The sequence below is a fragment of the Desemzia sp. FAM 23990 genome (assembly GCF_045528485.1).
In the GTDB taxonomy this organism is placed as follows: domain Bacteria; phylum Bacillota; class Bacilli; order Lactobacillales; family Carnobacteriaceae; genus Desemzia.
Genome location: NZ_JBGQQW010000010.1, coordinates 49,798 through 63,379 on the forward strand (window position 1 = coordinate 49,798; position 13,582 = coordinate 63,379).

Consider the following 13,582-nt stretch of genomic DNA (forward strand, 5'->3'; position numbering starts at 1 on the left):
TTTACTCTACTGATATGATACACTGTCATCTATGAACAAATTTTATTACGGAGGTTGGATCACAATGAAGAGCTATACAAAGTACATTGGAAAACGCGTTTTATATATGCTTCTTACTTTGTTCCTAATTGCTTCGATAACATTCTTTCTCATGAAGCTCTTACCTGGTACTCCTTATAGTAACCAAGATAAGCTAAGTGAAGAACAAATTTTTATTATGAATGAAAAATATGGTTTGAACGAACCTATTATCGTGCAATATGGAATTTATATTTTAGGACTTGTTACAGGTGACTTAGGAACTTCTTTCCAATTCAATAATACTCCTGTTGCAGAATTGATAGGGTCAAGGATAGCCCCATCTGCTCAAATTGGTATACAGGCGGTAGTCGTCGGAACGATTCTGGGGATTGTATTGGGTGTCGTATCCGCCATGAAACAAGGAACGTGGGTCGATACCACGTCAACATTAACCGCGATCGTCGGCCGCTCCATCCCTAACTTTGTGTTTGCAGTATTGCTGCAATTGATTTTTGGTGTTTGGTTGGGTTGGTTCCCTATCGCCTTATGGACAGGCTTTGCATCGTCTATTTTACCATCTATTGCATTAGCGATTTCCCCGCTGGCCGATTCGGCACGATTTATGCGGACCGAGATGGTAGATGTTTTAAGTAGTGATTATGTAGAATTAGCAAAAGCCAAAGGCCTGAGCAAATGGGAAGTTGCCTTTAAACACGGAATCCGGAACGCCTTGATTCCACTAATTACTCTTTTAGGACCAATGGCTGTCGCTTTAATGACCGGTTCTATGGTAGTGGAAAATATTTTTGCGATTCCTGGTATTGGAGAACAATTTGTTAAATCGATTTTAACTAATGACTACCCAACGATCATGGGTGTGACAATGCTGTATTCATTATTATTAGTTTCAGTTATTCTATTGGTTGATATTCTTTATGGAATTATTGATCCTCGTATTAGAGTAGCTACAGAAGGAGGAAAATAATTTATGGTGAGCAACAACAACTTTCACTCTGAACCATCACTGCCTGAATTGACACCAGACTTATTTGTTAAAGCAGATAGTTTAGATGTTCAAGATAATGAAAAAATCACTGCCCCTTCTCTAAGTTTTATGCAAGATTCCTGGCGTCGTCTAAAGAAAAATAAAGTCGCTATGGTCAGTATGGTTCTTTTGATTATTATCACTTTATTGAGTATCTTCGCTCCAATGATTGCTCCTCAAAGTCCAAATGTTCAAACCATTGAACATGCGAATTTACCGCCTAAAATCCCTGGTTTGGATATCAGCGGTTTGAATGGAACAATCAATCAAAATGGAACACGTGTAGATAAATATGAACTGCAAGGCGTTGAAAGTGACGTATATTACTATTTGGGAACAGACAGTCTTGGTCGCGACTTATTGTCTCGTATTTTATATGGTACACGAGTATCCCTATTTATTGCTTTCGTAGCTGCCCTATTGAATCTGATTATCGGGGTAACTTACGGTCTATTATCCGGCTGGATTGGCGGAAAAGTAGATACCGTGATGCAGCGTATTCTGGAAATTCTTTCTGGGGTACCTAACTTGGTTATCGTGATCTTAATGTTATTAGTATTTGATCCTGGTATCATGTCTATTATCATTGCCTTAGCTTTAACTGAATGGATCTCGATGGCACGTATCGTTAGGGCACAAACCCTTAAATTGAAAAACCAAGAATATGTCTTAGCGGCTAAAACACTTGGACAATCTTCTTTAAGTATCGCCTTTAAACACATTATGCCTAACTTATTGGGTATTATTATTATTCAAGTTATGTTTTCAATTCCGTCCGCTATTTTCTTTGAAGCTTTCTTAAGCTTTATCGGTATCGGTATTCCAGCTCCTGATGCATCATTAGGTACATTGATCAATGATGGATACAAAACGTTCCGTTTCTTGCCTCACTTGATGTGGTATCCTTCTGCTATTATGAGTATCATTATGATCAGTTTCAACTTATTAGCAGATGGTTTACGAGATTCGTTTGATCCAAAACTGAGAGATTAGGAGGAAGCCTGATGGAAAATATATTAGAAGTAAAAGATCTGCATATTTCATTTGATACGTATGCAGGACAAGTCCACGCCATTCGTGGAGTGAATTTCGATTTGAAACCTGGTGAAACACTGGCCATCGTTGGTGAATCCGGATCAGGAAAATCAGTTACTAGTCGAAGCATTATGCGCTTGTTAGCTAATAATGCCAATGTCGACAGCGGCGAGATTCTTTTCAAAGGTGAAGACCTTGTTAAAAAATCAGAAAAAGATATGCAAAAAATTCGTGGTTCAGAGATTGCTATGATCTTCCAAGATCCTATGACTTCTTTGAATCCGACTCAAAAGATCGGCAAACAAATTGCTGAGCCTATTTTAAAACACCAAGATGTATCTAAAGAAGAAGCTTACAAAAAAGCAGAAGAATTATTGCGTTTGGTTGGTATCCCAAATCCTGAAAAAAGAATGAAGCAATACCCTCATCAATTTTCAGGTGGACAACGTCAACGTATTGTTATTGCGATTGCGTTAGGATGTAACCCAGATATTTTGATCGCTGATGAACCAACTACTGCTTTAGACGTAACGATTCAAGCGCAAATCTTAGAACTAATGAAAGAATTGCAACACAAAATCAAAACGTCTATCATCTTTATCACGCATGATTTAGGTGTAGTAGCAAACGTTGCTGACCGTGTAGCGGTTATGTATGCTGGTAAATTCGTTGAAGTAGGAACTGTTGACGAGATTTTCTATAATCCGCAACATCCATACACTTGGGGACTATTGAGTTCTATGCCTACTTTGGAAACAAGCGGCTCTTTATACGCTATTCCTGGAACCCCTCCAGACTTGTTGAACCCTCCTACAGGGGATGCATTTGCTCCTCGTAGTGAGTATGCGTTAAAAGTAGACACGATGTATGAACCACCTTTATTCAAAGTGTCTGATACGCATTTTGCAGCTACTTGGTTACTGCATCCAGATGCTCCAAAAGTTACACCGCCAGCTGAAATCGTTGCGCGTCAGAACGGTTTCCGTGCTAAAAAATTGCAGATCCAACCTTCAGACGACTTGTCACAATTGAGTGGTCAAGACATGGAAGGTACACAAGATCAAAACAATCTTTCTGTTGACGAACTAACAACAGATCGGGATGGGAAAGGAGAAGCAAATGAGCCAAGATACTAAACGTAAAAAGATCTTAGAAGTTAAAAACTTAAAACAGTACTTTAACGTAGGAACTAAAAACGAAGTTAAAGCCATTGATGATATCTCTTTTGATATTTACGAAGGAGAAACGTTAGGACTTGTTGGTGAATCCGGTTGTGGTAAAACCACTACAGGACGCGCCATCATTCGTCTGTACGATCCTACTGATGGTGAAATCTACTTTGACGGTACTGAAGTCCACTCGTTAAATGGCAGAAAAGAGCAACTTGATTTTAGAAAAGATATGCAAATGATTTTCCAAGATCCATATGCTTCTTTGAATCCTCGTATGAAAGTAAGAGATATCGTTGCTGAAGGAATCAAGATCCACAAATTAGCCGACAGTGAAGATGAAATCGACGCTCGCGTGGAAGAATTATTGGAATTAGTTGGTTTGAATAAAGACCATTCATCTCGCTATCCTCATGAGTTTTCAGGTGGACAACGTCAACGTATCGGGATTGCTCGAGCTTTAGCAGTTGATCCAAAAATGATCATTGCTGATGAGCCTATCTCTGCTCTTGATGTTTCAATCCAAGCTCAAGTTGTTAACTTGTTGATGGAATTACAAGAAAAACAAAAACTGACTTTCTTATTTATTGCCCATGATCTATCTATGGTGAAATATATCAGTAACCGTATTGGCGTAATGTACTTTGGTAAATTAGTTGAATTAGCTCCTGCTGACAGTGTTTACAACAAACCGTTACACCCTTACACAGAAAGTCTTTTATCTGCTATTCCTCTTCCTGATCCTGATTATGAACGCAGTCGTACACGTTTTGCCTATACACCGCGTCCTTCAAATAGCGAAGAAGAAAAACTTAGAGAAATTGCACCCGAACACTTCGTATATTGTCGTGAATCTGATGTACCAAAACTTCAAGAAAAATTAGCGAAATACTAATTTCAAACGATTATTGTGCTTATCCCCTGCTATTCAGCGGGGGATTTTTTTAGATTTTCATATTTTAGCGTTGGTAAAGAAATTTCCTCCGCCCTATGGGGTGGCTTATGGAGCGCCATGGGAACTCCTGGAGCCGAAAACCACGTCTCCAGGCTTGCAAGCTTCAAACTTAGTGTAACGGCTAAAGCCTAACACTAAGTAATTCCCATTGCATCCTTTTCATGGCTATAAGCCACCCCATATTTCTCCAGAAATTTCTAAGAATGAGTTTCTAGCAGGGATTGAATAAAAAATAATTTCCGTTTTACTTCCCAACGTCATAGCTCGTAGAACCATTTTTTTATTTGGTAGACTTTTTAGTGAGTATTGATTAAATTTTTGCTAGTTTTTTTGTTACCTATATGATAAACTATTTATCAGTAACTAATCAATAGTTAATAAATTAAAAAACGCAATGATGAGAAGAGTACAGTATCCATTCCTTTTGTAGAGAGCTTGGTCAGGTGAAAGCAAGCATTGGAATGCTACTCGAAGATGGTCTCGAAGCGGCTGGTTTGAGGATAACAGTGAACGTTATCTTAGAATCAGACGGGTCCTCCCGTTACAGCGGAACAGTATACCTTTTGCATTAAAAAGCGTACTGGTTGAGGCAAAAATAGCGATATTTTTGCGAAGATAGGTGGTACCACGAATCGATTAAACTCATTCGTCCTTCTTTTATACGTTTCGGCGTATAGAAGAAGGACTTTTTTTGTTATTAAAATTATATAGGAAAGAAGGAATCAGTAATGAATAAATTTGTAAAAACAGGTCTTGTTGCCTTAGCTTCAGTCTTTATTTTAAGTGCTTGCGGAGGAAACTCTAATGCTTCAGATAGTAATTCTTCAGACAGTAATGGTAACGGATTAGCCGAAGTACAAGAAATAGCAGTGAGCGTTCCTGCGAGCATGACCACAATCGATACTACTTATACTACTGACAAAAACACGTTTACCGTAGCACAGCATCTTTATGAAGGATTGTATCGTTTAGATGAAAACAGCACTCCTGTTCCAGGCTTAGCCGCTGAGGAAGTAGAAATCAGTGAAGATGGACGCACTTATACATTCACCATCCGTAATGATGCAAATTGGAGCAATGGCGATCCTATCACTGCTCAAGATTTTGTTTATGCTTGGACAGAACTAGTTGACCCTGCTGCTGCTGCTCCTAATGCTTACTTGTTGGATGCAGTCGTAAACGGCTATGAAATTCGTACGGGTGAAACAGATCCTTCCGAATTAGCCGTCGAAGCTGTATCGGACAAAGTATTCAAAGTTGAATTAGTGGAACCTCTGCCTTCTTTCTTAACATTAATTTCAGTTGTTTGGTTGGCTCCAAAAAATGAAGCTTATGTAGAAGAACAAGGTGAAGCATATGCAACAACAGCTGAAACAGGTGTTTACAGCGGCCCATTTGTATTGTCAAACTGGGAGCAAGGTAATGAATCATGGACCTTGGAACCGAATGAAAACTACTATGCAGCTGACGAAGTACATTTGACAAAAATCGACTTCACTACGATCAAAGAAGAGCAAACGGGAATCAACTTGTATGCCTCTGGTGAGTTGAACTTAACTAAAGTCAGCGGCCAATATGTAGCACAATATCAAAATGAAGAAGGTTTTGTCTCTCACAATGATATCGCTAATCAATTCATTGATTTCAATAAAGAACCTGGTACTTCTTTAGCCAATGCTCACTTACGTAAAGCGATCGCTTTATCGATTAATAAAGAAGGCTTAGTAAATACCGTTTTAAATGATGGCGCAGTAGCTTTAAATGGATTGGTTCCAAACGAATTGTACCAACATCCTGAAACCGGCGAAGATTTTAGAGAGTACAGTGGTGACTACAACACGTACAATTTGGAACAAGCGCAAGAAGAATGGGCATTGGCGCAAGAGGAGCTTGGCGACTCAGTAGAAATTTCTTTACTTGTGGCAGAAGACACTACTTCTACGCGAACAGCTGAATATGTTCAAAGCCAAATCCAAGAAAACTTGGAGGGCGTTACTGTAACGATTGATAAACAACCGAAAAACAGTGTTAATCAATCACGTTCCGATTCAAACTATGAAATGTCTATTTCTGGATGGATTGCCGGTGATAATAATTTAGGCTACTTCTTCAACTTGTATGAAGACGGATCAGCTTACAATTATGGCGGTTACAATAACGAAACATACAATCAGTTAGCTGCAGAAGCGAAAACAACTTACGCTAATGATCCAGACAAACAATTTGAAAACTATCAAAAAGCAGAGCAAATTCTCTTAGAAGAAGATGCAGCTCAAGTACCGTTATACCAAAGTGCATCAAACTATTTGATTGATCCCAAAGTAAAAGGAATCGAATTCCACCGCTACGCAAGCTACTTCCACTTCAGAACAGCCTATTTAGCTGAATAGAGAGCGGAGCAGAGCGTTAAGGATTTCGTAGAGTTCGATTTTGACCTGTAATTGGCGTTCTTTGCCAATAACAGGTCAAAACGAAATCATAGGAAGCCTGCTCTGCGCAGCTCGTTTTGAATAGAGAGCGGAGCAGAGCGTTAAGGATTTCGTAGAGTTCGATTTTGACCTGTAATTGGCGTTCTTTGCCAATAACAGGTCAAAACGAAATCATAGGAAGCCTGCTCTGCGCAGCTCGTTTTGAATAGAGAGCGGAGCAGAGCGTTAAGGATTTCGTAGAGTTTGATTTTGACCTGTAATTGGCGCTCTTTGCCAATAACAGGTCAAAACGAAATCATAGGAAGCCTGCTCTGCGCAGCTCATTTTGAATAGAGAGCGGAGAAATGCCTTTAGGTGACCGAAGATAAGAACAAAATGACCAGTAGGCATTCTTTCCTAACTGGTCATTTTTAGTTTTTTGAAGAAATTCCTTCCGGAATCTCTAAGAGTTTTTATTTAAAATATATCTCTTTATAATAACCCCCCTATTTCCTTGTAAATATTCAGGAAGAAATAAGGACTTTTAGTGTAAATTGAATGCACACTTCTCTCATCAAGTTTCTACTTTGAAATAGGCTCTAGTTAACAATGTTAGTCTGTTCACCTGCTCTGTTGTGAGGTGGTTTTCTCAACTTTCATTTGATTGACTGGGGATAACGTATCAAATGCCATCATTTCCCAGCAATAAAAAAAGAAGCACTTCTGCCTCTTTTCGTGATTTATCTCTCTTTTATTTGCTCAGTTTTTTGTCCTTTTCCTGTAAAATACTCATTCATAAAGGTTGCTGCTAAGACTAGTGCACCGCCAAATAATTGCAACCCGGAGATCGGCTCTTTCAGCACAGTAGCTGAGATGATGACCGCTGTTAACGGATCAATATAGCTCAGTACCGCGAATGTCTGCCCTTCGATTTGTTGCAAACCTGAAAAAACAAAAACATACGCGATTCCCGTATGAACAATTCCCAATACCAGCAAAGACAGAAGTGACGGCATGGTCAGTTGGCTCGTTCCAAGTCCAGTGGTCAGCAATACATACGGTAATAAAATGACGGTAGCGATGATCAAGGTTAATGCGGTCAAATGAAGGTCGCTAAGGCCTGTAACTTTTTTATTAGAGATAATGGCAATAGCATAAAACAAAGCTGCTGTCAGGCCAAATCCGATGCCTAACGGGTGGTTGTATCCCATAGAGCTGCCACTGAATCCGATAATAAAAACCATTCCGATCATAGCCAGTAAGACAAAGCTGAATTTTTTTACTGTCAAAGCTTCTTTAAGCACTAACGGCGCCAACAACGTCAGCATAATCGGTTGAAAATAATAGCTGATTGTCGCATTTGAAACCGTTGTATAGCGATAAGCTTCAAACAAAAGAATCCAGTTGGCTCCTACAGCAAAGCCCGAAAGCAGCAAAAACTTCCCATTTTTCTGAATCGATTTAAACGGGATCCGCTCTTTTTTAAGCAGCAGAGTCCCCACAAGAAATAGGCTTCCTAATGCTCCACGATAAAACGCAATCTGATTAGTCTCCAGTGGGATTTGCCGAACAAAAATACTCAGCGTTCCAAAAATCAACATCGATAGTATAACCTTTACTTTTCCACTCATCATAGAGCCACTTCCCCTTTACCTATCCAAATGAAGTTGTTGATGTATATAGTAGCATACTGAATTTGAAAAAGGGGAAGTTTTTAGATTTTTATAACATTGTGTGCAGAGAAAAAGCAGCCTCCTATGACTGCTTCTTCTCTTGCAATTTATTGAGCACTCACATTTTGAGGCAGTTCGACAAAAGTCGGCTGTTGCTTTTGAAAAACTGCTAGTTGATCTACTCCATGCTCTCTCAGCATAGTAAAAGCATCTTTAAAGCGTAATTCATAATCTTCTACTACATGTGCATCTGAACTGACAGTAAATAAGGTGCCACCTACAGAACGATAAAGATCGATAGCATATTCATAGAGGTGTGCATTTCCGTATCTGTACATGCTTCTCGTATTCAATTCTAGTGCCATATCTTGTTGAACGGCCTCTTTAAAAATCTCCATTAGCTTTGGTTCTACAATCCTTAATTCCGCTACACTCACTTCATAACTTCGCAGACCGAAATCAAAATGAGCTAATACATTGGCATTTTTGAACTCACGTACACCTTGCAGCATCAAGTTGTAATATTCCTTCAGTTGATTCTCTAAAGGAACATCATCGTTACTCAACTGCATGAATCCATATTTGCCATTGTGATGGATGCTCATCAGTATCAAATCGTAATCTTTATCTTTCAAAAACTTTTGAATTCTCTCTTTATCTGGATACGTAAACCCAACTTCTATTCCCTTTAAGATACGATTGCCATAGAGTTGATTCAAACGCTCGATTTCCGCGGAATATCCATCAAAATCTGGAATCACATCATCTGATGCTTGCTCCGTACTAAAGAAGTCCAAGTGTTCTGTTGTGATCAAGTTTTTACCAGCTGACCGTTCCAAGTAGTGTTCAAAAGTTTCGGCAGAATCTGGTGAAAAATGAGTATGCATATGTTGATCATAGTAGTTCATAGTAAGCTCCTCTCTTTTAGAACCTTATTTAGAGACTAGTGCTTGTTTACTTGCTTTATTTGCAGATGAAGCATTTTAATCCCATCAGAACCTCATCTGCCCTTTAATACTATTTTATGATGGAAAGTCTTCCCATCCAACACTTTCATTATAGAGGATGGAAGTAAAACTCAGGTAAATTAGCCGTTAAGAATTCGTTTCTTTTACAACATTACACATAGCCTTATTCGCGACATTCGGAATTTCCTTGTAAGAATGAATAAAAACTCTGTAAAAGAAGTCCCGCCTTCTCTCACAGAGTAAAGTTTAATTAAAATTGACCTTGTCCTAAATAAGCCAGTGCATATTGCGCATACAGCTCTGCTCCGACTTTTAACGCTTCTTCATCGACATTGAAACGCCCAGAGTGGTGGGGCCAACATGTATCTTTATCCGGACTCCCACTACCAACGGTGGCAAATGCGCCAGGAATCTGCATCATATAGTAACCGAAGTCTTCTCCACCCATTGTAGGAGGACAATTATCGACTGCCGCTTCGCCAAAAGCTTGCGCAGCAACTTGTTGAACCAAATTAGCGGTTCTTTCTTCATTGTTTACCGGTTCAGTCATCCGTTGGTATTCTACCGTTGCTTGTCCGCCATACATACGGGCGATTTCTTCCGCATAATGTTTGATACATTCTTCTACTTTATCGCGCGTAGCCGGATCAAATGTCCGCACAGTACCTTCAATGTGAGCATTTTCTGCAATAACGTTAAATCGTGTTCCAACTTCCATTTTTCCTAACGTCACAACAGCTGGCTGCATCGGATCCACCACGCGAGATACGATAGATTGCACATTCGCTACGTATTGTGACGCCATGATAGCTGCATCAATGTTTAAATGCGGCTGTGCTGCGTGGCCGCCGCTTCCAACAAAATCAACTTTTACAATATCTGCAGCTGCAAAAGAAGGACCTGCTGGACAAGATACGGTTCCCACTTTTCCAGGAGCCCAAATGTGAATTCCGAAAGCATTATCTACTCCATCAACAGCACCTTGCTCGACCATCAATTTTGCGCCTTCTGCAATTTCTTCAGCTGGTTGGAAAACTAAACGGACTGTACCCTCGAAAGTATCTTTTACTTCGTTCAACGCATAAGCGGCATTCATCAACATAGAAACATGAGCATCGTGACCGCAAGCATGCATTTTTCCTTCTTCAACTGATTTGTAGTCTACCTCATTCAATTGTTGAACAGATAAAGCATCCATATCGGCACGTAATAAAACGGTTTTCCCGGGTTTAGCACCCTTGATTTCAGCGATGACTCCTGTTGGTTTCATTAATCGGTAAGGAATACCTAATTCATCTAATTTAGCCGCTATCGTTTTAGTCGTTTCAAATTCTTCTAAAGATACTTCCGGATTAGCATGCAAGTGACGACGGAAAGCAATCATTTCCTTTTCTTTAGATGCTATCAATTCTTTGATGGGACTAGTTAATGTAAGTGTATCTTGATTCATTTTCTCGACCCCTTTAGGTTCAGCTGCTTTTATGCAGTAATTGAATTGTCTGAATATTCTGTAAGTATCACTATAACGATTCGTTTTTCATTTGTCAAATTGAATTCTCATCAATTAACAGTTGATGTACCAACGTTTTTAAATAACTGTGTATCTTTAATTTGTGCGAAAATTAAAATTGACAAAATATTCTAACTATTTTATCATTTAACACATTACTGTAAAGAAAAGAAATGAGGATTTTTATGAATAGTTTAGTTGCCATCACGATTATTTTTTGTATCTATGCCCTTGGCGATGTGATCGCTGTGAGAACCAAAAGTATTGTTTCTATGTTATTCACCGCATCTGTTTTCTTCTTAATCGCTTTTTGGTTGGGAATGCCTACCTCTATTTTCCAAGACTCCATGTTGTTACAGATCGGAAGCATTTTAATTGGTTTCTTGCTGGTTCATATGGGAACGATGTTGAATATCAAACAATTAAAAGAACAATGGAAAACCGTAGTGATCTGTGTTGCAGCAATTATAGGAATTACAGTGGCACTTTTTTTGGTCGTTACTCCATTGATGGGCATCGAGACAGCCTTAGTTGGAGCTCCACCTTTATCTGGAGGCGTGATTGCAGCGATTCAAATGTCAGAAGCTGCTAATGCAATTGGGCGCAGCGATTTAGCTTTACTGGCTTCTTTATTGGTCGTTGTCCAAGGTTTTGCCGGATATCCGATCGCCAGCTGGGCTCTGAAAAAAGAAGTGAAGTCGTTTAAAGAAAAATACCGCAACAACGAAATCGAGCGCGTACAACAAGAAGAAACAACTTCCCCCTATAAAATATTTTCTGACTTACCTGAAAAATACCAATCAGGAAACGTTTATTTAGCAAAGGTTGCTGTAGTAGCTCTACTAGCCTCATTTGCTGCTAAAGGGCTAACCTCTTTATTAGGATTCCAATTGATCGATGCCAATATTATGTCTTTATTAATGGGGGTATTGTTCAGTGAATTGGGCTTTTTAGAAAAAAACATTCTGACAAAAGCAAATTCTTACGGCTTGGCTATGCCAGCACTAATTGTAGTCATCCTTTCCAATTTAGCTTCAGCCACACCTGACGTATTTCTAGATATACTGCCAGCTTTATTAGCGACTATTGTTTTTGGAACGATTGGAAATGTGCTTTTCTCCTTATTGATCGGTCGTTTTTTAAAGATCTCACCTTGGATGAGTATCGCTTTAGGAATAACGGCTCTCTTTGGTTTTCCAGGTACAGCCATTTTGCCTGCTGAAGTAGCCAACAGCAATTTCTCAAACAGCGAAGAACGCCAATTATTTCTCGATTCAGTGACGCCTAAAATGCTTGTGGGTGGATTTGTGACAGTATCCATTGGATCAGTTGTCTTAGCAGGATTCTTAGCACCATTATTGATAAATCTTGTAGGATAAGCATCTGCGTTATGAAAAAAAAGGGACTGGGACAATAGTCTTTATCTCTGTCACATATTAAACGGGTGCTTTTAAATGCGTTCCAAAAGCCTGACCACATGCCTATAAACCAGCCTCCCCTTATGAGAAAAAGCATCTCATAAGGGGAGGCTGGTTTATATTCAATGGTCAAAATGTCTTTTGTCCTGCTCTCTCTTGTCTGAGTTTTACTTCACTTGGAGTTGCAGAAGAAAAAGCTCCAATTTATCCATTGCCGCTTCTAAGACTTTCATATCTACACAAAAACTGATCCGTACATAATCATCTACTTCAAAATAACTGCCTGGAATAAGCGCAACGCCTTGTTCAAGAACTAGCTTCTGGCAGAATTCATGTGAAGATAGCCCATATTTTTTGATAGACGGCAATATATAGAAAGTACCATCAGGCAATTCCACATCTACATTCATTGTTTTCAAGCGGTTGTAGACGTAATCTCTCCGTAAGCGGTAGGAATTCAGCATCTCTTCGATATTGTAATCCAGTGCTGCTATAGCTGCATCTTGAATAAAGGTGTTGACACAAGAAAGTACATATTGGTGAATCTTGAGGGCTTCTTCGATAAAGTCCCAATCAGCTAATAAGTAGCCGATACGCCATCCAGTCATCGCATAAGGTTTCGAGAAGCTTTGACAGATGATGATGTAACTACGAATATCCTGGTATTTAGTTAATTGCTCAGGTTGTTCGGTAAATAACAATTGATTGTAAACATCATCGCTTATCACAAAAAGTTGGTGTTTCTTCACGGCCTCATAAATCACTTCTAACGAAGACGCATTAAGAATCGTTCCTGTAGGATTATTGGGCGAATTGATGATGATAGCTTTTGTGTTATCGGTAATGGCCGCCTCCAACATCTCTTTGGAAAGTTGGAATTGATTAGTAGAGGTATCGATTGGCACGCATACTCCGCTGTTCATTTGAATCAATTGACGGTATAAAGGAAAAGCCGGTTGTAAAATAATGACTTCTTCCCCAGGGTTGAGTAAAGTGGCTAAAGCCGTTGAAATAGCTTCAGTAGAACCAACTGTGATCATTACTTCTTCTGGTGAATACTCGATGTGATTGGTTTTTTTCTCAAATGCACAAATCGCCTCTCGCAACTCAAGGCTCCCTTGCGCTGATGAGTAATGAGTCTGGTTTTTATTCAGAGAATCGAGCGCAGCTTCTTTTATGGGTGCTGGTGTGGGAAAATCTGGTTCCCCCAAAGTCAGAAAAAGCGAGGCTTGATTGTCTACTGCATACTGATTAAATGCTCGTATCTCACTCGTCTCTACTTTAAGGACGTCTTCATTCAATCGTTCTTTCATTCGATCACTCCTTTTTGCTTATGAAAAAAAGTGTACCAGTTTGCAGAAAAAATACAATATCTAATTT

The 13,582-nt window shown here is 39.3% G+C and carries 10 protein-coding genes and 1 other annotated feature; of the genes, 6 read left to right on the forward strand and 4 right to left on the reverse strand.

Annotated features, from left to right (window positions below; translation table 11 throughout):
• The first annotated feature begins 64 nt into the window (after window positions 1–64).
• The 5 genes from opp3b (at window position 65) to ACEN4I_RS05750 (ending at window position 6,615) form a co-directional block, all read left to right on the forward strand.
• Window positions 65–1,006: an oligopeptide ABC transporter permease gene (gene opp3b, locus ACEN4I_RS05730; protein ID WP_407096382.1), complete on the forward strand. Its 942-nt coding sequence runs from the start codon at window positions 65–67 to the stop codon at window positions 1,004–1,006.
• Window positions 1,007–1,009: 3 nt separating this feature from the next.
• Window positions 1,010–2,059 carry an oligopeptide ABC transporter permease gene (gene opp3C, locus ACEN4I_RS05735; RefSeq protein WP_407096381.1) on the forward strand — a complete coding sequence of 350 codons (1,050 nt, stop codon included), beginning with the start codon at window positions 1,010–1,012 and terminating at the stop codon, window positions 2,057–2,059.
• Window positions 2,060–2,070: 11 nt separating this feature from the next.
• Window positions 2,071–3,237 (forward strand): ABC transporter ATP-binding protein, encoded by a 1,167-nt coding sequence (locus ACEN4I_RS05740; RefSeq protein WP_407102341.1) that lies wholly within the window; start codon window positions 2,071–2,073, stop codon window positions 3,235–3,237.
• The gene (locus tag ACEN4I_RS05745; protein ID WP_407096379.1) at window positions 3,221–4,165 is read left to right on the forward strand and encodes an ABC transporter ATP-binding protein; all 945 of its coding nucleotides are present in this window, start codon (window positions 3,221–3,223) and stop codon (window positions 4,163–4,165) included. Before ACEN4I_RS05740 ends, ACEN4I_RS05745 begins: the two co-directional genes overlap by 17 nt.
• A 445-nt stretch (window positions 4,166–4,610) precedes the next feature.
• Window positions 4,611–4,882, forward strand: a binding site (T-box leader).
• Window positions 4,883–4,953: 71 nt separating this feature from the next.
• Window positions 4,954–6,615: a peptide ABC transporter substrate-binding protein gene (locus tag ACEN4I_RS05750; protein ID WP_407096378.1), complete on the forward strand. Its 1,662-nt coding sequence runs from the start codon at window positions 4,954–4,956 to the stop codon at window positions 6,613–6,615.
• Between the two features lie 758 nt (window positions 6,616–7,373).
• On the opposite strand, the gene ACEN4I_RS05755 is transcribed toward ACEN4I_RS05750, so the two are convergent.
• From ACEN4I_RS05755 to ACEN4I_RS05765, 3 genes are all read right to left on the reverse strand, one after another.
• Entirely contained in the window at window positions 7,374–8,267 is an 894-nt protein-coding gene (locus ACEN4I_RS05755; RefSeq protein WP_407125923.1) for a DMT family transporter, read from the reverse strand.
• Between the two features lie 146 nt (window positions 8,268–8,413).
• Window positions 8,414–9,214 carry a histidinol-phosphatase HisJ family protein gene (locus tag ACEN4I_RS05760; RefSeq protein WP_407102345.1) on the reverse strand — a complete coding sequence of 267 codons (801 nt, stop codon included), beginning with the start codon at window positions 9,212–9,214 and terminating at the stop codon, window positions 8,414–8,416.
• Between the two features lie 310 nt (window positions 9,215–9,524).
• Window positions 9,525–10,724 (reverse strand): amidohydrolase, encoded by a 1,200-nt coding sequence (locus ACEN4I_RS05765; protein WP_407102346.1) that lies wholly within the window; start codon window positions 10,722–10,724, stop codon window positions 9,525–9,527.
• Window positions 10,725–10,969: 245 nt separating this feature from the next.
• Between ACEN4I_RS05765 and ACEN4I_RS05770 the strand changes: the two genes are divergently transcribed.
• A complete protein-coding gene (locus ACEN4I_RS05770; RefSeq protein ID WP_407102347.1) occupies window positions 10,970–12,163 on the forward strand; it encodes a hypothetical protein in 1,194 nt (397 codons plus the stop codon).
• A 206-nt stretch (window positions 12,164–12,369) separates the two neighbouring features.
• On the opposite strand, the gene ACEN4I_RS05775 is transcribed toward ACEN4I_RS05770, so the two are convergent.
• Window positions 12,370–13,515 carry a pyridoxal phosphate-dependent aminotransferase gene (locus ACEN4I_RS05775; protein ID WP_407102349.1) on the reverse strand — a complete coding sequence of 382 codons (1,146 nt, stop codon included), beginning with the start codon at window positions 13,513–13,515 and terminating at the stop codon, window positions 12,370–12,372.
• Window positions 13,516–13,582: the final 67 nt, after the last annotated feature.